The 24,344-nt window shown below is 56.1% G+C and carries 18 protein-coding genes; 5 read left to right on the forward strand and 13 right to left on the reverse strand.

Annotated elements, in window-relative coordinates; all coding sequences use genetic code 11:
* Positions 1–1,200 carry a phosphoglycerate dehydrogenase gene (gene serA, locus BBCT_RS06150; protein ID WP_033512478.1) on the forward strand — a complete coding sequence of 400 codons (1,200 nt, stop codon included), beginning with the start codon at positions 1–3 and terminating at the stop codon, positions 1,198–1,200.
* A gap of 185 nt (positions 1,201–1,385) precedes the next feature.
* Here the strand turns inward: serA and nrdR are convergent, their stop codons facing one another.
* Positions 1,386–1,838, reverse strand: coding sequence for a transcriptional regulator NrdR (gene nrdR, locus BBCT_RS06155; RefSeq protein WP_033512499.1), 453 nt, complete (start codon positions 1,836–1,838; stop codon positions 1,386–1,388).
* 312 nt (positions 1,839–2,150) lie between these two features.
* On the opposite strand from nrdR, the gene lexA reads away from it, so the two are divergent.
* Positions 2,151–2,864, forward strand: a complete 714-nt coding sequence (gene lexA, locus BBCT_RS06160) for a transcriptional repressor LexA (protein ID WP_003834328.1) — start codon at positions 2,151–2,153, stop codon at positions 2,862–2,864.
* 114 nt (positions 2,865–2,978) lie between these two features.
* On the opposite strand, the gene BBCT_RS06165 is transcribed toward lexA, so the two are convergent.
* The 3 genes from BBCT_RS06165 to hflX all read right to left on the reverse strand — a co-directional run bounded on the left by BBCT_RS06165 (position 2,979) and on the right by hflX (position 6,814).
* Complete coding sequence (locus tag BBCT_RS06165; protein WP_003834327.1) at positions 2,979–3,914, reverse strand: cation diffusion facilitator family transporter; 936 nt, start codon at positions 3,912–3,914, stop codon at positions 2,979–2,981.
* 274 nt (positions 3,915–4,188) lie between these two features.
* Positions 4,189–5,151, reverse strand: a complete 963-nt coding sequence (locus tag BBCT_RS06170; RefSeq protein ID WP_003834326.1) for an L-lactate dehydrogenase — start codon at positions 5,149–5,151, stop codon at positions 4,189–4,191.
* A gap of 202 nt (positions 5,152–5,353) precedes the next feature.
* Complete coding sequence (gene hflX / locus BBCT_RS06175; protein WP_128805871.1) at positions 5,354–6,814, reverse strand: GTPase HflX; 1,461 nt, start codon at positions 6,812–6,814, stop codon at positions 5,354–5,356.
* Between the two features lie 161 nt (positions 6,815–6,975).
* On the opposite strand from hflX, the gene BBCT_RS06180 reads away from it, so the two are divergent.
* Positions 6,976–7,587: a class I SAM-dependent methyltransferase gene (locus tag BBCT_RS06180; RefSeq protein WP_051916907.1), complete on the forward strand. Its 612-nt coding sequence runs from the start codon at positions 6,976–6,978 to the stop codon at positions 7,585–7,587.
* Positions 7,584–11,684 (forward strand): ATP-dependent RNA helicase HrpA, encoded by a 4,101-nt coding sequence (hrpA, locus tag BBCT_RS06185; protein ID WP_003834323.1) that lies wholly within the window; start codon positions 7,584–7,586, stop codon positions 11,682–11,684. Before BBCT_RS06180 ends, hrpA begins: the two co-directional genes overlap by 4 nt.
* A gap of 108 nt (positions 11,685–11,792) precedes the next feature.
* On the opposite strand, the gene BBCT_RS09475 is transcribed toward hrpA, so the two are convergent.
* A complete protein-coding gene (locus tag BBCT_RS09475; protein WP_407921699.1) occupies positions 11,793–12,575 on the reverse strand; it encodes an MFS transporter in 783 nt (260 codons plus the stop codon).
* On the opposite strand from BBCT_RS09475, the gene BBCT_RS06195 reads away from it, so the two are divergent.
* Positions 12,548–13,477 carry a hypothetical protein gene (locus BBCT_RS06195; protein ID WP_003834321.1) on the forward strand — a complete coding sequence of 310 codons (930 nt, stop codon included), beginning with the start codon at positions 12,548–12,550 and terminating at the stop codon, positions 13,475–13,477. The genes BBCT_RS09475 and BBCT_RS06195 overlap by 28 nt on opposite strands.
* A gap of 107 nt (positions 13,478–13,584) precedes the next feature.
* On the opposite strand, the gene glnA is transcribed toward BBCT_RS06195, so the two are convergent.
* The 8 genes from glnA to dnaE all read right to left on the reverse strand — a co-directional run bounded on the left by glnA (position 13,585) and on the right by dnaE (position 24,331).
* The gene (glnA, locus tag BBCT_RS06200; protein WP_033500473.1) at positions 13,585–14,922 is read right to left on the reverse strand and encodes a type I glutamate--ammonia ligase; all 1,338 of its coding nucleotides are present in this window, start codon (positions 14,920–14,922) and stop codon (positions 13,585–13,587) included.
* Positions 14,923–15,034: 112 nt separating this feature from the next.
* Positions 15,035–15,760 carry a bifunctional 1-(5-phosphoribosyl)-5-((5-phosphoribosylamino)methylideneamino)imidazole-4-carboxamide isomerase/phosphoribosylanthranilate isomerase PriA gene (gene priA / locus BBCT_RS06205; RefSeq protein WP_003834319.1) on the reverse strand — a complete coding sequence of 242 codons (726 nt, stop codon included), beginning with the start codon at positions 15,758–15,760 and terminating at the stop codon, positions 15,035–15,037.
* A 126-nt stretch (positions 15,761–15,886) separates the two neighbouring features.
* Positions 15,887–16,534: an imidazole glycerol phosphate synthase subunit HisH gene (gene hisH, locus BBCT_RS06210; RefSeq protein WP_003834318.1), complete on the reverse strand. Its 648-nt coding sequence runs from the start codon at positions 16,532–16,534 to the stop codon at positions 15,887–15,889.
* A gap of 96 nt (positions 16,535–16,630) precedes the next feature.
* Complete coding sequence (locus BBCT_RS06215; protein WP_003834317.1) at positions 16,631–17,404, reverse strand: hypothetical protein; 774 nt, start codon at positions 17,402–17,404, stop codon at positions 16,631–16,633.
* Entirely contained in the window at positions 17,404–18,003 is a 600-nt protein-coding gene (gene hisB / locus BBCT_RS06220) for an imidazoleglycerol-phosphate dehydratase HisB (RefSeq protein WP_003834316.1), read from the reverse strand. Before hisB ends, BBCT_RS06215 begins: the two co-directional genes overlap by 1 nt.
* Positions 18,004–18,062: 59 nt before the next feature.
* Complete coding sequence (locus tag BBCT_RS06225) at positions 18,063–19,238, reverse strand: histidinol-phosphate transaminase (RefSeq protein WP_003834314.1); 1,176 nt, start codon at positions 19,236–19,238, stop codon at positions 18,063–18,065.
* Complete coding sequence (gene hisD, locus BBCT_RS06230; protein WP_172620121.1) at positions 19,235–20,617, reverse strand: histidinol dehydrogenase; 1,383 nt, start codon at positions 20,615–20,617, stop codon at positions 19,235–19,237. The genes BBCT_RS06225 and hisD overlap by 4 nt, the downstream gene beginning before the upstream one ends.
* Positions 20,618–20,740: 123 nt before the next feature.
* Entirely contained in the window at positions 20,741–24,331 is a 3,591-nt protein-coding gene (dnaE, locus tag BBCT_RS06235; RefSeq protein WP_003834311.1) for a DNA polymerase III subunit alpha, read from the reverse strand.
* Positions 24,332–24,344 lie beyond the last annotated feature (13 nt).

Genomic DNA, 24,344 nt, shown 5'->3' on the forward strand with positions numbered 1-24,344 from the left:
ATGCCTAAAGCATTGTTACTTGAAAACATTCATCCCGACGCGGCGCAGTCGCTGCGTGACCACGGCTTCGAAGTCGAGTGCCTCAAGGGCGCCCTCAACGAAGACGAACTCATCGACGCTCTGGAAGGCGTTGACCTTCTGGGTATTCGATCCAAAACCAGCGTGACCCGCAAGGTCATCGATGCCCGTCCGACGCTCACCGCGGTCGGATGCTTCTGCATAGGTACCAATCAGGTCGATCTTGACTATGCGGGCAAGCATGGCATCGCCGTGTTCAATGCCCCATATTCGAACACCCGTTCCGTGGTGGAACTGGTCATCGGCGATATCATCTGCCTGATGCGCCGCATTCCCGCGCACACCCATCACATGAAGCATGGCATGTGGGATAAATCCGCTTCCGGATCCCACGAGGTGCGAGGCAAGACGCTCGGCATCATCGGCTACGGCAATATCGGTTCCCAGCTTTCCGTCATCGCCGAGGCGCTTGGCATGCGTGTGGTGTTCTACGACATCGAAGAGAAGCTTGCCATGGGCAATGCTTACCGTTGCTCCACGCTGAACGAGCTGCTTGAGCAGTCCGATGTGGTCACTTTGCATGTCGATGGCCGCAAATCCAATACCGGTTTCTTCGGTGAGGACCAGTTCGCCCATATGAAGCAGGATTCGATTTTCATCAATCTGTCCCGCGGTTTCGTAGCAGATTTGGACGCGTTGAAGAAGCATTTGGATTCCGGCCATATTTCGGGCGCTGCGGTGGATGTGTTCCCGGTCGAGCCGAAGAAAAGCGGCGATGAATTCTTGACGAACCTTGCGGATGAAGACAATATGATTCTGACCCCGCATATTGGCGGTTCCACGCTTGAAGCACAGAAATCCATCGGCCAGTTCGTTTCACAGCGTCTTGAGGATTATTGGTTCAAGGGTTCCACGATGTTGTCGGTTGATCTTCCGCAGATCACCTTGTCCGATATCCGTTCGAACTTCCGTATCGCGCATCTTCATGCGAATCTGCCTGGCGTCCTCGCCAAGGTGAACCACGTGCTCGGGGAAGAGAACATCAATATCGCAGCCCAGGCGCTTGGCACCGAAGGCGAAATTGGCTATGTGGTCACTGATGTGGCGCAGCGCCCGAGCCAGAAGGCTTTGGACGAGCTTGCAGCCATTGAAGGCACGATCCGCATGCGTGTAATCAGCTGACGGTCTGCAATACGGCATACGTCAATACTGCATTTGTGCATTGTGGGGGTTCCAACCTAAGCGGCTGTAACCCCCACAATGCACATATCTTCATGTCATTGCCGTAATCGCCCAACTTTTGCGTCACCTAGTCCATCCTTGACAAGACAACGCATTGCCGCACGTTTTAATAACGACTGCCTGAACTACTGCAGCGCGTCAGCTTTCAGCTCATTAATCGCGTTCTGAAAATCCCCAAGATTCTCAAAGTTCTGATACACACTGGCGAAACGCATGTAGGCGACCTCGTCGAGATCACGCAACGGTTTCAGAATGGCTTTGCCGACCTCGTCGGACTTGACTTGGGCAAGTCCCCGAGCACGAAGGTCCTCTTCAACCTGCTGACCGAGCGCCTTCAAATCGTCTTCCTTGATTGGGCGACCCTGGCATGCTTTTCGAACGCCGGAAATCACCTTGTTCCTATCGAACTGTTCGACGTTGCCGGAACGCTTCACCACCAACAGCATGGTGGTCTCCAGCGTGGTGAAACGCTTGGAACATTTCGGGCACTCTCGCCTACGGCGAATGGAGTGGCCGTCATCGCTGATGCGGGTATCGACCACCTTGGTATCTGAATTCTGACAAAACGGGCAATGCATGGTGTTAAGAATAGCCTGAGCCATTGAACTAGGCCAACCCCACGTGAGTCACACCTCGCCAGGAACGATAAGCCTATGCCCGGCCCTTAACGAAACAGAGTCCAGATCATTCATCCGCCCAGACCTTGCAATCAATCCAATGAGCCTTCAACACACAAATCATCGCACCACTCCTTCTCGAACAGCCATTCCATCGAACACATGTTCTAAGCGTGGCACATGTGTTCGATAATTGCAAACACACCTCGAACAGATGTTTGATTTTCTCGGCGTTTCGCGTTATGCTTACCTGAGACCTGAAAGGAGCCCACCGTGAGCACCGTCCCATTCATACCCAAAAAGGATGCTGAGCGTCCGGATGAGAGCACGCTGACCGATCGTCAGCGCAAGGTGCTTGGTGCGATTAAAAAGCATCTGGCCGAACAAGGTTTCGCCCCTTCGTTCCGCGAAATCGGCGAAGCCGCAGGGCTGAAAAGTCCGTCATCCGTCAAACACCAGCTGCAGGTGCTTGACGAAAAGGGTTTTATTCGCATGAACGCGAACAAGGGCAGGGCTATTGAAGTCGTAAGCTTTGACGATACATCCTCATCAAGCAAAGCGACACAGGTCATTCCATTCCCAAGCCAATCCGATTCCAGCGGCTCCATCATGGCCTCACGAGATGTCCCTTTGGTGGGGCGCATCGCAGCGGGAGTGCCCATCACCGCCGAACAGCATGTGGATGATGTGATGCGACTGCCCGAACGACTCACCGGTACCGGAAATCTGTTCATGCTTGAGGTGCACGGCGATTCCATGATCGACGCAGCCATTTGCGACGGCGATTTTGTGGTGGTACGCGAGCAGAACACCGCAGAGAACGGGGATATTGTGGCAGCACTGCTCGACGATGAGGCCACGGTGAAGACGTTCCGCAAGGATCATGGTCACGTCTGGCTCATTCCGCACAATCCCGCTTACTCCCCCATTGATGGCACACATGCTGAGATCATGGGCAAGGTGGTTACCGTACTCCGCAAGATCTAAGGCATAGAGATCGCCTCGTCGTTTACGGAACCGCGCTCTTGAACGCGAGAAGTCAAATGTTTGATTTCACATCCAAGAGCGCGGTTTTTCATAACACAGCAGAATCCCCGTTAGTCAGGAATGCATTTCGGATTTGCTCACCGAACTGTATCCCTCCGGTTCGAGCTGGAAGGTAGTGTGCGGCACCGATATGGGGAAATGTTCGCGCAGGCAGTCCTGTAGTTGGGCGAGTATTTCCGCGGCCTCCTTCATGGTGAGGTCTCGTTCGACCACGACATGTGCCATGAGGATCGGCATGCCGGTGGATACTGTGCTGGCGTGAAGGTCGTGCACGGCAATAACATGTGGCACTTGCTCCAAATGGGCCCGTACTTCGTCAAGGTCAAGTCCGTTGGGTGTTTCTTCCAAGAGCACGCGGACCGCGTTGCGCAGGAGCTTGATGGCGCGTGGAATCATCATGAGCGCGATGATGCCGCCGGCAACCGCGTCGAAGCCGACCCATCCAGTGCAGATGAGCACGATTGCCGATACGATTACGGCTACGGATCCCAAGGCATCGTTCATGACTTCGAGGAACGCCGCTTTCATGTTCATGTTGTCTTCGCTTTGCGATGCGAGGATGAAGATTGATCCGACGTTGGCAGCGAGGCCAAGTATGCCCATGAAGAGCAACAGTCGCACGTCGCTTATTTCGTCAGCAGACCCTCCGAAGAGTCTCATGCCTGCTTCCACGAGTGCATAGATGCCGACGATGAGGAGTACGAGGGCTCCGACTGCCGCAGTGAGCACTTCGAGTCGTGCCCATCCCCAAGTGCGTTTGTTGCTGGGTTTGCGTTGCATCAATATTGCGGTGACGGTTGATGCGATGAGTACGGACATGTCAGTGAGCATATGGCCTGCATCTACGAGTAGTGCCAATGATCCGGTGATGATTGCGCTGACGACTTCCGCTATGAATACCGTCGAGGTGAGCCCCAGTGACATCATGAGTCGTTTTTGATGTTCCGCTCCCGTGTTCGCCGTTGTTTCGTACGTGTGGTCGTGTGCCATGCATGTAATCCTTCAACCTAATTGATTGAGGAACTTATTGAAATTGTTTCTCAATACCATTTTCATTGCTTGTAAAACGCAAGAAACCCCAGCCAAAGGCTGGGGTTTCCGTTACTTCTGCTTGCAGTCTAACGACTCATCATCCGTCTGTCAATACCCAAAATCAAACAAAAAACGCGACAACGCGTGCGGCAGCAAGGTACACAAGACGAAGGCGCACAAAAGTACGTCGCATTCCGTGTAACGCAGCTGACACTCCGCTACCGCGTTTTTATCAGAAGCCGAATTGGGCGGCGGTTTCCTTCAGCGTCTCTGCAGAGCGCTTAAGAGCCGCGAGCTCGCGGTCGGACACCGGGGTGTTGATGGCGGTGTTGACGCCGGAGCGGTTGAGGAGGGTCGGCACGGACATGCAGACGTCGGAGATGCCGTGGAAGTCGTGGAGCATGGAGCTCACCGGCAGGATGCGGTTGGAGTCGCGCATGACGGCTTCGATGATGTCGACGCCGGACATGCCGATGGCGTAGTTGGTTGCGCCCTTGCCGTTGATGATCTTGTAGGCGGCGTTCTTGACGTCCTGGTGGATCTGCTCACGGACTTCGGCGTCGAGCGGGGCATGGCCCGGCAGCGGAGTCCAGTCGCACATCGGGACGCCACCGATGGTGGCGGAAGCCCACAGCGGCACTTCGGAGTCGCCGTGTTCGCCGGCGATGTAGGCGTGCACATTCTTGACGTTGACGCCGGTCTGCTGGGCGATCAGGAAGCGCAAACGTGCGGAGTCAAGGTTGGTGCCGGAGCCGAAGACCTGGTTTGCCGGCAGGCCGGAGATCTTCTGGGCAACATGGGTTGCGATGTCGACCGGGTTGGTGATGAGCATGTAGATGGCGTTCGGAGCAACCTTCACAAGACCCGGAATGATGGCCTTGAGGATATTGATGGTGGCACCAACCAGTTCGAGACGAGACTGGCCCGGCTTCTGACGCGGACCTGCGGTGATGACGATCATGTCGGCGTCGCGGCAGATTTCCGGATCGTCGGAGCCTGCGATGGACACGGTCGGATAGAAGCTGGAGCCGTGCTGCATGTCGAGCACTTCGGCTTCGACACGTTCCTTGGCGATGTCTTCGAGCACGATCTCACGTGCGACGCCACGCTGAGCGGCAGCGAAAGCGAGAGTGGAGCCGACTGCACCGGCACCGATGATAGCGAGCTTTGTGGGCTTGATTGGTGAATCCACCATGTGCTTACCTCTCTTACAAGAAAAGAATGTCCCGCTGGTAGCAGGTTTCCTCTTAGGATTTCATCTTTACTCTATCCACACAGCATGACGTTTTGACGCGTTGTAACACGACTTGCAAGTACTGAAAAAGTGATTTGCCTCACAAAGTATGTGAACGCTCACAAACGCTGTGCCAGTTGCGTTGCACTGTTTTGCAAGGTTTTCAGCCGATTGACTGTTCCACGATTTGCGCAGCCAAATGATCGTCCACTTCCGCTTCGAGCATCATGCCGTCGTCACGGTATTCGACGTTGATCACCTTGCCGTATTCACGCACGCGCGACACCAGCGAACCGGCAGTGTATGGCAGCAACGCCTCGACATGCACGTTCGGCGCCGGCAGCATGGATTCCACCTGCATACGCAGCTCGTCGACGCCGTCGCCGGAAAACGCCGACACGATGTACGCTTCCGGCATTAACGCCTCGATACGCTCGCGTGTGGCCTCATCCATACGGTCGGCCTTGTTGAACACGATGATCGTGGGAATGGTTTCGACGCCGTCGATGTCGGCAAGCACATCGTCGACCGCGTCGATTTGCGAGAACGGATCCGGATGCGAGCCGTCCACCACATGCACGATCAGATCGGCTTCAGCGACCTCCTCCAGTGTGGATTTGAACGCTTCAATCAGCTGCGTGGGCAAACGGCGTACGAATCCGACAGTATCGACGTACGCATATCGGCGTCCATCTTTGGCCCGCGCCCTGCGCACCGCGGTGTCCAAGGTGGCGAACAGCGCGTTTTCCACCAGTTCCGCGGAACCGGTCAGCCGATTCGTCAACGATGATTTTCCTGCGTTCGTATATCCGACCACGGCAACGGTGGGCAATCCGAAACGGCGACGAGCGCCACGTTTGACGTCACGCGCGGGAGCCATCTGTTCGATCTGTTTGCGGAGTTTGGCGATTCGGCTGCGAATTACGCGGCGGTCCATTTCGATTTTCGTTTCGCCAGGTCCTCGCGAGCCGATGCCCGCATCCCCCGCGGCTCGTCCGCCTGCCTGGCGTGACAGTGATCCGCCCCAGCCTCGCAGTCGCGGCAGCATGTATTCAAGCTGCGCCAGTTCCACTTGGGCTTTGCCCTCGCGTGAGGTCGCATGTTGGGCGAAAATGTCGAGGATCACGGCAGTGCGGTCCACGACCTTCACTTTGGTGGCATCTTCCAAGGCGCGGCGTTGGCTTGGCGGTAGGTCATCGTCCACAACGATGGTGTCGGCTTCCTCTTGCGCCACGATTCCGGCAAGTTCACGGGCTTTGCCGGAGCCAACATATGTGGCTGCGTCCGGTTTGATACGATGCTGCAGCAGGCCGTCGCATACTACGGCACCGGCGGTTTCGGCGAGCGCAGCAAGTTCTCGCAATGATTCTTCAGCCTGTGCCTGTGTGGTTTCACGACTGGACCACACGCCGACGAGCACGACGCGTTCGAGACGGACTTTTCGGTATTCGACTTCGGTAACGTCTTGCATTTCGCCGAGTCCGGACACATGCTTCAACGCATTGCGGGATTCGCGTTCCTGCCATTGTTCGTCATGGGATTCGTTGAAATGGTTCTCGCCGTTGGTATCAAGCAGCACTTCGGACTGGTCGGCGAGCACGCCTGACACGTCATTGGCACTCATGCTATGCTCGATGTCGTTTTCTTGGCTCAATGGCACCTCTCACGGTTAAACTATGGTGTCTTTATTATCATCATTCTCTAGAGACATGGGTATCGGGCATTCGCCACGTGGACGAGCGTGGCTTGCGTGGTGCCGTAGGCGAGCGTTTGCAAGGAGTGGGTATGGCACAGGCCGAACAGTATTTCACGGCTGATCCGCAGTCGAAGGATGTACGTAAGAGGCTGCATGTTGTGTTGCGCGGCAATGAGGCCGATGTTGAGGTTTCCAATGGCGTGTTTTCCGGCAATCGCGTGGATTTGGGAACGTCCGTGCTGCTTCGTCAGGCTCCGGAGCCTCCTGAGGAGGGTACGTTCCTTGATTTGGGTTGCGGTTGGGGTCCGATTGCGTTGACACTTGGTTTTGCTTCGCCGAAGGCTGATATTTGGGCGTTGGACGTGAATGAACGCGCGTTGGATCTGACTCGTCGCAATGCCGAGCTCAATGGTGTGAGGAACGTTCGTGCGGTCACCGCCGATGAGATCCCTTCTGATGTGACGTTTGATCTAATTTGGTCGAATCCGCCGATTCGTGTTGGCAAGGATGTGCTGCATGAGCTGTTGATGACATGGCTGCCACGTTTGAATGCGGGCGGTGCCGCCTATTTGGTGGTGCAGAAGAATCTGGGGTCGGATTCGTTGATTCCGTGGCTTGCCACGCAGCTTGGCAATGGTTATGAGGTAAGTAAGTACGCGAGTTCGAAGGGCTTCCGCGTTATCGAGGTTATGAAGGCATGAAATTCGAATATCCTTCCCAACTGCCGGTTTCCGCTGCACGTAGTGATATTGCCGAGGCGGTGAAGTCGAGCCAAGTGGTGATTGTATCTGGTCAGACGGGTTCCGGTAAGACCACGCAGCTGCCGAAGATTCTGTTGGAATTGGGCCGTGGATCGCATGGCAGGCAGATTGTGCACACGCAGCCGCGTAGGTTGGCCGCTCGTACCGTGGCCGAACGTATCGCCTCGGAGATGGGCGTGCGTTTGGGCGACGAGGTCGGCTATCAGGTGCGTTTCACCGATGAGAGCTCACCGAAGACCCGTCTTCGCGTGGTGACCGACGGTATTCTGTTGGCGCAGATTCAACGCGATCCAAAACTGATGCAATACGATACGATCGTTATCGACGAAGCGCACGAACGTAGTCTCAATATTGACTTTCTGCTCGGTTATTTGACTGCGCTATTGCCGAAACGCCGTGACCTGAAATTGGTGATCACGTCGGCGACGATCGATTCGGTGAAGTTTCAGGAGCATTTCGAACATGCTTTGCATACGAAAGTGCCGGTTATCGAGGTTTCGGGGCGAACCTACCCCGTGCAGGTCGTGTATGAGCCGCTGGGCACTGCTCCGGCGTTGATGCGTTCCGTACCCGGTTTTGAAACGGGCGCGATGCCGGGCGATGCCGACTATGAGGCGTTGTCGTCCGCTCCCGACGCGAAGGATTCCCGCGAGCCGAACGTTGACATGCCGACGGCTGTGGCGCGTGCCTGTGCCGAGTTGGTGATTCATTCGAGTCATGACCGTGGCCCGCGTGATATTCTCGTGTTCGCTTCGGGCGAGCGCGACATTCATGATTTTGAGAATGCGCTGCGCCATCATTATGGTCCGCGTGCCATTGATATGCGTCGTCCTGATGCGATTGAGATCGTGCCGTTGTTCGCGCGGTTGTCCGCTAAGGAGCAGCATCGCGTGTTTGAGCCGCATGATCATCAGCGTATTGTGATCGCTACGAATGTGGCCGAAACGTCATTGACGGTGCCGGGCATTCGTTATGTGGTCGACCCTGGCACCGCCCGTATTTCACGTTATTCGAAGAGCGCGAAGGTGCAACGGCTTCCGATTGAACCGATCAGTCAGGCGAGCGCGAACCAACGTTCGGGTCGTTGCGGACGTATTGCCGATGGTATTGCGATTCGCTTGTATTCTCGGGAGGATTTCGAGACGCGCCCGGAATTCACGGAACCTGAGATTCTGCGCACGTCGTTGGGTGCGGTCGTGTTGCATATGCTGTCGGTGGGTGTGGCTCGTACCGCGCAGGATGTTACGGATTTCGGCTTTATCGATCCGCCTGACATGAAGGCGGTGTCTGACGGTTTCAACGAGTTGACCGAGTTGAAGGCTGTGGCGCGCAAGCATGGCGAGGTTGTGCTGACGCATACGGGTCGCATGCTTGCACGCATTCCAATCGACGTGCGTTTGGGCCGTATGATTATCGAGGCCGCGAAATCGACTACGCCAAACACGTTGGCCGCGGTGCTGGTGGTGGTCGCGTTCTTGAGTTTGCAGGATCCTCGCGAACGTCCGGATGAGAATCGTGAGGAGGCCGACCGCATTCATAACCGGTATGCTGATCCGTCCAGTGATTTTCTGACCGCGTTGAACTTGTGGGATCGCGTGTTCCAAGCCGATGGCGAGCCAAGCAATTCCGCGCTTCGTAGGATTTGCAAGACTGAGTATTTGAGTTGGCTGCGCATCCGTCAGTGGAAGGATCTGGTCACGCAGTTGCGTGAGATGTGCAAGGAATTCAAGTTCAAGGTTGGCGATCCGATTCCGGCTTCGCGTCCTCCGCTTGAGATTCGTCAGCTTCCGTTGAATCAGCAGGCCGCGCATTCGTTGTGTTGTTCATGGGATGCGCAGGGTATTCATACGTCGATGCTTTCGGGCTTGTTGTCGATGATGGGCATGCAGATCGTGCGTGAGCCGAAGGCATCTGATTTCGCTGGTTTGAAGGGCGCTGCCCGTGCGCGTGCCATGAAGCGTGCGCAGAAGATGGCGAAGAATGATTATCAGGGTGCGCGTGGCACGCATTTCGCATTGTTCCCGGCTTCCGCGGTTGCCAAGTCGACACCACAATGGGTAATGAGCACGGAGTTGGTGGAAACGAGCCGCTTGTGGGCGCGATATTCCGCCCAGATCGATCCTTCTTGGGCTGAACCGTTGGCGGGTTCATTGACGCGAACCACGTATGCGGATCCGCATTGGTCTGGTTCGCGTGGCTCCGCGGTGGCGAGCGCGAAGGTGCTGTTGTATGGTTTGCCGATCGTGCAGGATCGTACGGTGCAGTGGGGTCGTATCAATCCGCTGGAGGCCCGTGATTTTCTGATTCGTCAGGGATTGGTCGAGGGTGATATTCAGCAGCGGTTCTCGTATGACGATTTCATTGCGAAGAATCGCGATGTGTTGGAGGATGCCGCCGACGATGCGAGTCGTACACGTCAGATGGCGCAGACGGTCAGTGATGAGGATCTGTTCGATTTTTATAATTCGGTGATTCCCAATACTGTCACGTCGGTTGCGGATCTTGCGAAATGGTGGAAGTCGACGCGTGATGAGCAGCCGGATTTGTTGGATTTTGATCCGGAGAAGGTGGAGCGTCTTGCTGATGCCGAGTCGGTGTCGTTGGCTGATTATCCGGATCATTGGCATACGTTGGGTACGGACGGCTCCCCTATCGATTTGCGGTTGAGTTATGTGTATGATCCGCATGATCCAAACGATGGCGTGACCGTGCATGTACCGTTGAAGGTGTTGTCTCGTTTGACACCGGAACAGTTCACGTGGAATGTTCCCGGATTGTTGGATGAGTTAATTGTCGGCATGATCAAATCGTTGCCGAAGACGTTGCGCGTGCAGTTTGTTCCCGCTCCTGATACGGCTCGTAAGATTCGTGCGTGGATTGATGAGAGGTATCCGGATCTGCCTGGTTCCGGTAGCCAGCAGAAGCCGAATCTTGCTCCTGCCAATGCGGAGGGTGTGGCCGCGTGGCCGGATTTGCCTCATGTGTTCACGCAGGCAGCCATCAGCATTGTTGGTGCGCAAATACACCCTGAAGTGTTGAATGGTGAATTGTGGAGCAGACTCACGCCGTATTTGCGCGTGACGTTCTCGGTGGAGCAACAGTTGCCTCCGAGTCGCAAAAGTCAGCATGGCAGGCGTCATGCGCGGGGCCCCGTCAAGGTGCTTGGCACGGGCAAATCGTTGGTGGAATTGCAGCGCAAGTTTGCGGAGCAGGCCGAGGCTTCCGCACGGCAGATGGTGAAGAAGCAGGCGGAAAACGCTGGGAATCAGGGCAAGCTTGTGGAGCAGGCCAATCTGCTGCACAAGGCTGGTGCCACTACTGAAGCTCGTTCCACCATGCTGTGGCGCGGTGCGCTTGATGTTTTGCGTATGCCGAGCGAGCGTATTTCGTCGCGTTGGTTGGGTGCGGAGGCGTTGATGTTGGCGTCCGCGCCATATCAGTCCACGAAGGATCTTACTGAGGATCTGCAGTTGGCTGCGGTGAAGCGTTTGCTGCCAAATGTTGACGAAATGCCGGATGATGAGGCGTTGGCGAATGCGGTGCTTGATGTGCGTGAAGTGTTCGAAGATACCGTATATGCGGTTGCGCATGATGTGATCGTTATTTTGAAGCGGTATGCGGAGGTTGATAAAGCCGTGTCAGGCAAGGCTGATCTGCCGATGTTGAGTGTTTTGCAGTCGATTCGTGAGCATATCGCCACGCTGGTGTATCCGGGATTCATTGGTAAGACTCCCCCAGATGCGTTGGCGTCGATTGAACGGTATTTGCATGCTGACGTGCTTCGTTTAAATAAGGCGAAAAACGACAAGAATCGTGATGTACGTTGGGCTTGGGAGGCTGATGAGGCCAAGCAGTTGGCTGACAAGGCCATGGCGAAGGCCGAACGTGAGCCTGCAGGTCCGCGTCATGAGGCGTTGATGAAGCAGGCGGCCACCGCACGTTGGATGCTTGAGGAATTCTACGTATCACTGTGGGCGCAGGAACTCGGCACGCCGAAGCCGATCAGCCTGCAGCGCATCAAGAAAGCGTTGGGCTAACGCATATCATCTTTCGCATTCCATTGCCGTCGATACTTGCAGTTTTCCAGTATCGACGGCAATGGAACCTAACGAAATCATCCTCAACCGAACCATGGTTAGCGATGGCTAGCGTTGCTTGAAGAAACGGAACAACTGCGTTTCACGTATCGTCATACCGACGAGCATGCTTGATACCATCACTCCAGCGAATATCGCACATGGCGTGCGCATCGCACCCAACCATACGGTCATCGCATCGGCGCTGCTCATGCGAACGCAATACGCGCTCAACAGAGCGGCTGAAGAGGCACACGCCAAACCGCTCCAAATCATCGTTTCCGCAGTGATTTCCAGCAATTGAGCACCTTTGGACTGTCCTGAATGCAATGCGCCAGCGTATTCCAATCTACGACGACGTACGCTGAACGCGCCAAACACCACGTCAAGCACGCCCAGCTGAATACGACGATCGAAAAACAGGCGGAATTGCGGCAGAAAACCAATCTTCACAATATGGCTGTTGCGCGGCAGCACCATCACCATGAGCACAATAAGTGCCATCGCAAGCACGTTCACCAAATGGAACGCCCAACGCCAGCCGAACGTGTTCGCAACCCACGTGCCAACCGGCACACCCACCACGGATGCGATAGAGAAGCCGGAAAACACCCATGCGATGAACTTCGTGCGGTACCGTTCAGCTGTCACATCAGGCGCGTACGTCATGGCGATGGCCACCAGCGTGCCAGATACCAACGCGATGAGGATTCGCGCCACCACGAGCACGCTATAATTCGGCGCGAACGCGCACAACACATTGCCAGTAAGAAACACCCCAACCAGCGTCAGATGCGTGGCAAAACGCGATACAATGACGCGCGATGACACGCAAGACAACCACCACAGCAAAAAACAACCGCAAACCCAAGAAAAACAACCAGCCAAGCCTCACTAAACTCCGTAACGCCTGGGAAAAAGCAAACACCCCAAAACGCATCCTCATGGTCGGTGAAACACTGATAGCCAGTATCGTCGCGCTCGCGTTGATCGTTGGATTGGTGCGATTCGTCGGCTGGCGTGTGCAAGTAGATGAAGCGGTCGCATCGCAGGAACAATTGCAGACGAAATACGATTTCAATCCGGGCAACATCATTTCAGATGGTTTGTTCTTCAACGGGAACGCGTTGAGCGAGCAGCAGGTGAACGCCATCATCGAAAAACAGGGTGCCGCATGCAGCGGCGAGAAATGCTTGAAATCCATGACGTTTAGCACCGAATCGCAACCTGCCAACGAATACTGCGAAGCATATGAGGGAGGGCCGAACGAAAGCGCCGCGGCGATCATCTACAAATCGGGAAAGGCGTGCGACATCAGTCAAAAAGTGTTGCTCACCGTGCTGCAAAAGGAGCAGCATCTGCTTACCGCCACCGATCCAAGCGATTTCCAATTCAAGTCGGCCATGGGATTAAGCTGCCCGGACGACGCGAACTGTGACCCGGAATATGCAGGTTTCTTCAAACAGGTGTATGGCGCAGCGAAACGCTACCAGTATTACGTACAGCATGAGGATCGCTACGGATACCATGCGGGCACGCTCAACTATATTCAATACAATCCGGACGCCAGCTGCGGCGGCAGCAACGTGTACATCGAAAACAAGGCGACCGCACTGCTGTACATTTACACGCCTTATCAGCCGAATACAGCCGCATTGGATGCAGGAGTCGGCGAAGGCGACGCCTGTTCGACCTACGGCAATCGTAATTTCGCGATCATCTACAATTCAATGTTCGGTTCCCCACGCGGCTGATCAGCAATTGTAAATACAAGTTTTCAGGCATATAAAAACCCGCTGTGCGATCATTTTCGACCACTTCAGCGGGTTTTTGATATGCGATTTTCGATTATGGAAAGCCGCTACAGCTTCGGCAGGTACTTCTTCAGTTCGAACGGAGTGACCTGCTTGCGATACTCCTCCCATTCCTGACGCTTATTGCGCAGGAAGTATTCGAACGCGTGCTCGCCGAGCACGCTGGCCACGAAGTCGGACTTCTCCATAACCTTCAACGCCTCGTCAAGAGACTCCGGCAGCGGCTGGATGCCCATGGCCTGCCGTTCCGCATCAGTAAGCTCCCAGACGTCATCGCTGGTCGGCTCACCCAACTGCATCTGCTTGTCGATGCCATCGAGCCCCGCGGCCAAAAGCACGGAGTATGCGAGGTACGGATTGGCGACAGGATCGAGCGCACGGAATTCCATGCGGGCGGAATTGCCCTTGCCTGGCTTGTATTGCGGAATACGCAGCAACGCGGAACGGTTGTTGTGTCCCCAGCAAATGTAGCTTGGAGCCTCATTACCGCCCCACAAGCGCTTGTAGGAGTTGACATACTGGTCGGTGACGGCGCAGATTTCAGCCGCATGGTACAGAATGCCGGCGGCGAACTGGCGCGCGGTGACGGACATGTTGAATTCCTGACCCGCCTCATAGAACGCGTTGGAGTCACCTTCGAACAGGCTCAAATGCGTGTGCATGCCTGAACCTGGAGCGTCGGAAAGCGGTTTCGGCATGAAGCTGGCATGAATGCCGCGCTCCAGCGAAATCTCCTTGACAACGGTACGGAAGGTCATGATGTTGTCGGCCGTGGTGAGCGCGTCCGCATAACGCAGATCGATCTCGTTCTGGCCTGGACCCGCCTCATGGTGCGAGTATTCCACCGAAATGCCCATCTGTTCGAGCATGTTGACGGTGGCACGGCGGAAGTCCATGCCAGGGCTGCGCGGTACATGATCGAAATAGCCGCCCTCGTCAATCGGAGTCGGCGTCTGGGACCAATCATCCTGCCTTTCGAACAGATAGAATTCGATTTCCGGATGCACGTAGAAGGTGAAGCCCTTTTCCTTGGCTTTCGACAGAGCCTGCTTCAGCACATGACGCGGATCGCCCAACGACGGCTCGCCATCAGGGGTGAGCACGTCGCAGAACATGCGCGCGGTGCCCTGCGGACCGCCGCGCCACGGCAGAATCTGGAAGGTCGATGGATCGGGTTTGACGATCATATCGTCTTCGGACACACGGGTGAGGCCTTCCACCGCGGAGCCGTCGAATCCGAGCCCTTCCTCGAACGCAGCTTCCAATTCAGCCGGTGCGATAGCCACGGACTTCAATGTTCCCAACACATCCGTGAACCACAAACGAATGAAGCGCACGTCGCGTTCTTCGACTGTGCGCAAAGCAAACTCTTGCTGTTTATCCATAGTGCCCCATCGTTCCATGCGCATGTTACGAAAGTCGTTAACACGCGCCGCAATACGATAGGACCGTCCACGTTGTGGACGGTCCTATCATCATTGTCTTGTCGAGCAATGTTCAGCGTGCGACTTCGAGCGCTTCTTCCAAGGTGAAGGCGCGTGCGTACAACGACTTGCCGAGAATGGCGGAGTCCACGCCTAAGTCGGCAAGCTCCTTGATGGCACGCAGGTCATCGAGCTTGGAAATGCCGCCGGACGCAGTGACCTTCGCATCGGTACGTTCCGCGACTTCACGCAGCAAGTCGATGTTCGGGCCGCTCATCATGCCGTCACGAGCCACGTCGGTGACCACGTAACGAGAACATCCGACGGAATCCAGGAACGCCATGGTTTCGAACAGGTCGCCGCCTTCCTTCACCCATCCGCGTGCCGCGAGGGTGTGGCCGCGCACATCGAGGCCGACTGCCACGCGATCACCGTACTTCTTGATGACGGAAGCGGTCCAATCCGGATTCTCAAGAGCGGCCGTGCCAATGTTCACACGGGCTGCTCCTGCTTCCAAGGCCGCATCGAGCGATGCATCGTCACGCACACCGCCGGACATTTCAATATTGACCTTGTCGCCCAGTTCCTTGACGATGGCACGCAGCTGGTCACGGTTGTTGCCTGTGCCAAACGCGGCGTCAAGATCGACCAGGTGAATCCATTCCGCACCGGACTCAACCCATGTGCGAGCGGCCTCCAATGGCGAACCGTAGTCGGTTTCCGAACCGGATTCACCTTGGCGCAGGCGAACGGCCTTGCCATCACGAACATCGACGGCAGGAAGCAACGTCAAAGACATGTCTGTACCTCTCTGTGATCAACCGATCGCCATTACATGGCAATCGCATGGATGTGCATCAAATAAGCGTGTATCAATCGTATATATGAAGTCATCGTCAAAACGAGCGATGACGATCTCATATCATCAGAATGTCGCAACCCAATTACGCAGCAGCTGCGACCCCGCTTCGGCGGACTTTTCAGGGTGGAACTGCGTGGCGAACAGCGGACCGCGCTCGTAGGCTGCCACGAAACGGCTGCGTCCGTACGTGCACCAGGTCACGCGCTCCTCGGCGTCACCGAAATCAAGCTGGTCGTCGGACGTGTCGGCGGGAGCGGCGCTCATCGCGGCGAAGGAATGCACGAAGTAGAAGCGCTCGTTCTCCACGCCCTTCATGAGCACGGAACCTTCCGGCGCCTCGACGGTGTCCCATCCCATGTGTGGTACCACATCGGCGTCGAGCAGTTCCACGTCGCCCTTGATCAGACCAAGGCCCGGAGTGCCGGTGCCATGCTCCATACCACGTTCGAACATGATTTGCTCGCCCACGCACACGCCAAGCACCGGTCGGCCGGCACGCAGACGATCCTTGATCACGGTGTCTCCGCCCACTGACTTGAGGCCTTCCATGCATGCACCGAAAGCGCCCACGCCGGGCACCACCAGACCGTCGGCTTCCAAGGCCTGCCGATGGTCGGAAGTGAGGGTCACGTCAAGGTCGAGATTGGCCAGCGCACGAACCATGGAACGCACGTTGCCGAAACCATAATCGAAAACCACCACGGAAGTCATGGGCGTTCTCCTTCTTGTGTCATTCGTTGTTCTATGGCGTGAGTCGTCTTGTGTCGCATAACTCATGTTCAGCAGGATGACTCACGTTTGCCGTCGTTAACTGATGCTTGATGTGCCGCGTCCGAACCGCGTATGCTCGGCGATAATGCTCATTGCCGCATCCCGATCGAGGTCGGCGGAATCGAAAATGGTCATATCCGCCTGTTCCAGCGCGTTCATATCGGTGATGCCAAGCATGAGATCCTCAACGAACGGTGCGGTGGAGGTGAATAGCACCGGCGGAGCGAAAGTTTTGCCTGCCTTGCCTTCCACGTACATCGTCGCTTCGAGCTTGTCCGCACGGTTGACGGCAAGAATCGCAGGCATGCCGGCAACGACGATCGTCATGTCTTTGACCGCCGCTTCCGGACCGTCTCCGTCGAGATTGCGCAGCACCGCGACAGCACCTTGCGCCGATCCTATGCATTGCGCGGAAATATCGGACAATTCGCAGAATGCCGACAGCAATCGTGGCGAGGTCAGTCTGGTGATGATCACCGCCACTTTCGCACGATTGCCAAGCAGTCCCTGCAGTTCGTCTTCGAATTTCAACGAATCCTCAGCTGCGTTGAGCATGTCGTCAATTCCCGAGGATTCGGAGGATTCCGCATTGCCGGAAGCTTCAGAAGAATCGGAAGCTTCAGATGACGGATTGTCCGCCCGCTCATTCTTGGTTGCTTCGGCATCTTTGAATTCCTGCTCGAAACCGGCCATGGCCGCTTCCAATTCTTCTTCGCTGAAATGCATGCCGTCAGCGTTGAGGTCACCGAAATCTTTTGATCCGTCGAAGCCTTGGAAATCGTCGAAATCGTTATTTCGATCGTCGCTCATCACAGAGCGCCCTTCGTGCTCGGAATACCGTCGACACGCGGATCCGGCTCGATGGCGAAACGCAGCGCACGCGCCAAGGCCTTGAACTCGGCTTCGGCGATGTGGTGCGGATCACGGCCGGAGATCACCTGCAGATGCAGGCAGATTCCGGCATGCATGGCGATGGATTCCATAACGTGACGCACGAGGGATCCAGTGAAATGGCCGCCGATCATGCAGTATTCGAAACCTTCCGGCTCGCCAGTGCACACACAGTACGGACGTCCGGAAATATCGACTACAGCCTTGGCGAGCGCCTCATCCAACGGCACGGTAGCGTCGGCGAAACGACGGATGCCGCGCTTGTCTCCCAATGCCTGCTTCAACGCTTCGCCGAACACGATGGCGATGTCTTCGACAGTGTGGTGCGCGTCGATGTCGGTGTCACCGGTGGCTTTGATGGTCAAGTCGATCAGCGAATGCTTGCCGAGCGCCGTCATCATATGGTTGTAGAACGGCACCGAAGTGTCGATGTCGGTTTTGCCCGTGCCGTCGAGATTCAGGCTCAGTTCAACTTTGGATTCGCTGGTTTCACGAACGATGGTTGCGGTACGCGCCATGTTGCGACTCCTTTTGGAAAATGTTCGGTCCTGTTGTGTTGGTTCGATCCCGTATGTGCTCAATCTTGTTCCACAATACGCAACACTTCGACCAAGGCTTCACGGAAACGTGCCATTTCCCCGTCGGTGCCCATGCATACGCGCATCCAGCCGTCAGGGCCGACGGTGCGGATGAGCACGCCACGCTGGAGCAGCTCGTCGAAGATACGGTCGCGATTGTCGAAATGCCCGCCGAATAGAATGAAGTTTGACTGTGTTTCGGCCACTTCGAGCGGCTGGCCCTTGTAAGTTTGTTCCTTGAGCCATGCTGCGGTCTGATTGCGGATGTCGCGCAGGTGTGCCACACGGCTGAGCTGCTCGTCGGTATGTTCGAATGCGGCGAGGGCGGCAGCCTGGGTGACGGCCGACAGGTGGTACGGCATACGCACGATGCGTACGCAGTCGATGATGCCCTTGTTGGCGGCCAGGTAGCCGACTCGTGCGCCTGCGAAGGCGAACGCCTTGCTCATGGTTCGACTCACTGCGAGGTTCTCGTACTCGCCGATGAGTTCGAGCGCGGTGGGCGTGCCTGGATCACGGAATTCGATGTAGGCTTCGTCCACCACGACCACCGGATGCACGCCTTCGGCGGCACCTTCGACTTCAGCGGTTTTGGCAGCGTCGAGCACGCGCTTGAGATCGTCCATCTTCAGCGGGGTGCCGGTCGGATTGTTCGGACTGGTGAGCACGATCATGGCAGGCTTGACGTTTTCGATGGCTTTGATGGTGGCGTCGACGTTCAGAGAGAAATCCTCGTTGCGGTGCGCAAGCTTCCATGTGGTGAACGTGTCGCGGGCATATTCCGGATACATCGAATACGTCGGATCGCAGCTGAGCGCAATGCGCCCTGGACCACCGAAAGCTTGGAACAGCTGCAGCATAATCTCGTTGGATCCGTTGGCGCCCCACAGCTGGTCGACTTCCAGCTTGACGCCAGACTCGCGTTCGAGATAGTCGCAGAATGCCTGACGCAACGCGATATGCTCACGATCCGGGTAACGGTTGAGAGTCGGGGCGATTTCCTTGACTCGCTGTGCGATGGTTTCGACCACTGCCGGTTCCGGCGCATACGGATTCTCGTTGACGTTGAGGCATACAGGCACGTCCAATTGCGGCGCACCGTACGGCTCTTCGCCGATCAGATCGTTGCGCAGCGGAAGATATGCCGGAATGGCGTTGCTGGAAGTCTCACTCATCGAAGGCCTGCCTGCTCTTCCTGTTCCTTGATGGTTTCCTTATTGTATGGATCGTCGATGAAGCGGCTTAGCACGCTTTCGCCGTGTGCCGGCAGATCTTCAGAAACGGCGAAAGCATTTACGCGAGCAGCGAGGGTCTTCAGACCCTGCTCGTCGTATTCGATGACTTCGACCGGCTTCATGAAGGTGTGCACGCCCAGACCGGAGGCGAAACGTGCAGTGCCGGAGGTCGGCAGCACGTGGTTGGAACCGGACATGTAGTCGCCCAGCGGCACTGGAGAGTACGGGCCACGGAAGATGGCACCGGCGTTGCGGATCTTGGCGATCACGGCATCCGGGTCGGCGGTCTGGATCTCAAGGTGTTCGGCGGCGTACGCGTTGGCCGCGTCGATGGACTGTTCGATGTCATCGGTGAGGATGATGCCGGACTGACGACCACGCAGCGACGTGTTCACACGCTCGGAATGCTCGGTGCGAGGCACGCGGTACTTGAGATCCTCCTGCACCTGTTCGGCAATCTCTTCGCTGTCGGTGATGAGCACGGAACCGGCGAGTTCGTCATGCTCGGCTTGGCCGATCAGATCGGCGGCCAGCCAGCTCGGGTTAGCGCCCTTGTCTGCGATGATGGCGATTTCGGTCGGTCCTGCCACGGCGTCGATGCCTACAATGCCCGACACCATGCGCTTGGCGGTGGCGACGAAAATGTTGCCCGGACCGGTGATCTTGTCAACCGGATCGCACAGGATCTCGCCGTCCTGCGGTTCGGAACCCTTGGCACCGTAGGCGAACATGGCCACAGCCTGAGCACCGCCGACCGCATACACTTCGTCAACGCCAAGAATGGCGCAGGTGGCGAGAATGGTCTTGTCGGGCAGACCGTCAGCATTGTTACGGCTCGGCGGGGTTGCGATGGCGAGGGATTCCACGCCGGCGGCCTGTGCCGGAACCACGTTCATGATGACGGAGCTTGGGTAGACGGCCTTGCCGCCAGGCACATACAGACCGACACGCTGCACTGGAATCCAACGTTCGGAAACGCGGGCACCCTCAGCCAGATCGGTGTGGAACGGTGCCGGCACCTGGGAAGCGGACACGGCGCGGGAACGACGCACGGACTCTTCGATGGCGGCACGCACTTCCGGATCCAACTCGTCGACGGCGGCCTTCATGGCTGCCACCGGCACGCGCAGATTCTCCGGACGGATATGGTCGAATTTCTCCGCGAAGTCACGCAAGGCCGCAGCACCGCGGGCCTTCACATCGTCAAGAATGGGCTGCACGAGTTCGGTCGCCTCGTTGGTGCCCATCTCGGCACGGGGCATAGCCTCCAGCATTTCAGCTCGGGTCAGCTTCTTACCACGCAGGTCAATGATTCGCATATAGTTTTCTTCGCTCATAACGCCCCATGGTAACAACGTGATGTCACGAGAACGCCCGCACGTCTCAAGTTCAGCCGCATAGTGAGATATTCACCGAACTTTCGGCATCATCCCCACGACCGGTCAGCCCAAAGGCAGCGAACTGGGACCAAAAAGGATTTTGATCTCAGCGAACAGACTCGTGTCGCGGCGCACGCGGAAACGGTCGCCGAACGTCAGCACCTTGGCATTGCCCTTATCGTCCATCAACGCGAGCTTCACTTCGCAAGGTCCAGGATGATTTGAGAGAATCTGCCCCAACTGCTGCACATGCGATTGGTCAAGCGCGATCGGCGGCAGCATAATCGTCACCGGCTTCTCATCCTGCGCCTCTAACGTTGGCACGTTAAATTCCGTGGCACGCATGCTCACCGTCTCATCACGTTTTTCAACCTGTCCACGAATCTGCACCACCGTATCGACCGCCAGTTCGGGAGCGGCGGCCTCATATACCTTGCCGAAGAACATGCACTGGATGGAGCTTTCCAAATCCTCAATCGTCACAATCGCCCAAGGATTGCCCTTCTTCGACACGCGACGATCCACATTCGTGATCAAGCCTGCCACCGTCACCTGCTGGCCGTCAGGCATATTCGCGGCACGATCGATCAGATGCGCGATTGACATTTCACTCAACGACACCAGAATCGACTGCATACCGCTCAACGGATGGTCGGACACATACAAACCAAGCATTTCACGCTCGAAATTCAACTTGGTTTTCTTATCCCACTCCTCCACATCAGGCACACTCACCATGGCATCACCCATGCCGGCATCATCTTCGCCGGAATCCTCCAAATCAGCGAACAAATCAAACTGGCCCTCAGCCTGCTTACGTTTCAAACCGACCACCGAATTAATCGCAGCCTCATGAATCGTAAACAACGCACGACGGTTCGGATCAATCGAATCAAACGCACCAGCCTTGATCAACGATTCAACCAATCGACGATTCAACGCCTCCATCGGCACACGCTTGATGAAATCAGGGAAATTCACATACCTGCCATGACTGCCGTCACGTTCCTTGACAATCGCATCAACCGCAGCCTTGCCAACATTACGAATGGCGCCAAGGCCAAAACGCACCACATCGCCAACAGCGGAATACTCATACACCGACTCGTTCACATCAGGCGACAACACCTGAATGCCCATGCGGCGAGCCTCACCCAAATACAACGCGGTCTTGTCTTTGTTCGTACTCGCACCCTGCAGCAAAGCCGCCATGAACTCCACCGGATAATGCGTCTTCAAATACGCGGTCCAATACGAAATCAAACCGTATGCGGCCGAATGCGCCTTATTGAACGCGTAACCTGAGAACGGCACCAAAATATCCCACACGGCCTGAGCCGCCTCCTGGGAATACCCATGCTCCTTCATGCCCGCGAAGAACGGCACCTTCTCCTTGGCTAGTACCTCAGGCTTCTTCTTACCCATCGCTCGACGAAGCACATCTGCCTTGCCCAACGAATAACCAGCCAAAATACGCGCAGCCGACTGCACCTGCTCCTGGTACACAATCAGACCATACGTCTCATCAAGCACTTCCTTCAGCGGCTCAGCCACCTCAGGATGAATCGGCGTGATCTTCTGCAAACCATTCTTACGCTTCGCATAATTCGTATGCGAATCCATATCCATCGGCCCAGGACGATACAGCGCGATCAATGCGGAAATATCGTTGAAGTTATTCGGCTTCAACGTCTTCAGCAACGAACGCATACCATCGGAATCCAACTGGAACACGCCAAGCGTGTCACCTCGCGACAACAGATCGTACGTGGCACGATCATCCAACGGAATCTTCGTATGGTCGATACGTTCCTTGCCATTCGCCTCGATATTATTCAACGTATCGCGAATAACCGTTAAGTTGGAAAGACCAAGAAAATCCATCTTGACCAAACCAAGCGTTTCACACGTATGATACTCCAACGTGGTCGTAACCGTACCATCGGTACGTTCCAGCAGCGGCGACGTATTCGAAATCGGCTCGCTACCCATGATCGTGGCGCACGCGTGCACGCCGGTCTGACGAATCAGACCCTCAATGCCCATCGCCTCATCCGTAACACGCTTCGCATCCGGATCGGAATCATACAATTCACGGAATTCACGAGCCTCCGCATAACGCTTCGACGTCGGCTCGAAAATATCACGCAACGGAATATCCTTGCCACCCGTCTGCGCCGGCGGCAACGCCTTGGTGATGCGCTCGCCCATGGAGAATTCGTAGCCCATGATTCGCGCTGAATCCTTCAGCGCCTGCTTGGTTTTGATAGTGCCGTAGATCACACATTGCGCGACCTTGTCTCGACCGTACTTGTCGCCAACGTAATCAAGCACACGGCCGCGGCCATCCGGATCGAAATCGACGTCAATATCAGGTAGTGACACACGTTCCGGGTTAAGGAATCGTTCGAAGATCAGGCCATGTTTGATTGGGTCGAGTTCGGTGATGCCCATGGCGTACGCCACCATGGCTCCTGCCGCCGATCCACGGCCCGGTCCCACCATCACGCCATGCGATTTAGCCCAATTGATGTAGTCGGCCACCACGAGAAAGTATCCGCAGAACTGCATCTGGCAGATCACACCGCATTCGTAATCGGCTTGCTTGAGCACTTCGATCGGCGGATGCCCGTCATAGCGCTGTTCCAAGCCTTCCTCGACTTTCCGCAGGAACAGCGAGGTCTCATCCCAGCCTTCCGGGCAGTCGAATTGCGGCATGAACGCGCCATCCTCATGATCGTCGAACATGACGTTGCAGCGTTCGGCAATTTCCAACGTATTGTCACACGCTTCGGGAATGTCTTTGAACAGTTCGCGCATTTCTTCGGCGGATTTCAGATAGTAGCCGGTTCCATCGAATTTGAATCGTCCCGGCTCGTCCAGCGTGGAGCCCGAGTTGATGCATAGCATGGCATCCTGCGAGCCCGCGTCTTCAGCACGCACGTAATGCGAATCGTTGGTGGCAAGCAGCGGCGCGTTCAGTTTTTTCGCGATATCCAGCAGACCGTCGGTCACTTGCTTTTCGATCTTCAGACCGTGGTCCATGAATTCGATATAGAAATTGTCACGTCCGAAAATATCCTGCAATTCCCCCGCGGCGCGCAATGCTTCGTCGAATTGGCCGAGCAGCAGTCGCGTTTGTATGATTCCTGACGGGCATCCGGAAGATGCGATGATGCCTTTGGAATATTTGGCAAGGATCTCCTTATCCATTCGGGGGTATCGCATGACACGGCCCTCAAGATTCGCGTCGGTGGACGCTTTCATAAGATTGACGAGGCCTTCGTCGGTTTCGGCCCACATCGTAAGGTGGGTGATCAGGCCGCCGCCGGATACGTCGTTGGGGTTGCGCCGGCGATGCTGCGGATCGATATCGGGATTCCAATTGGTGTCCCAGCTGACGCGGGTTTGGTCCTGTCGCGCGGTTTCCGGCGTCACATACGCTTCGATGCCGATGATCGGTTTGACACCCTCTTTGACCGCGGTGCTCCACATTTCGTATGCACCATGCATGTTTCCGTGGTCGGTGATGCCGACGGCGGGCATATTGAGTTCTTTGGCGCGCTTGACCAGATCCGGAATTTTCGATGCGCCGTCAAGCAGCGAATAATGCGTATGATTATGCAGTTGTACGAAATTTCCGGAAGTAGCCATGCAGTCCAATCTA

Source organism: Bifidobacterium catenulatum DSM 16992 = JCM 1194 = LMG 11043 (genome assembly GCF_001025195.1).
GTDB classification, from domain to species: Bacteria; Actinomycetota; Actinomycetes; order Actinomycetales; family Bifidobacteriaceae; genus Bifidobacterium; species Bifidobacterium catenulatum.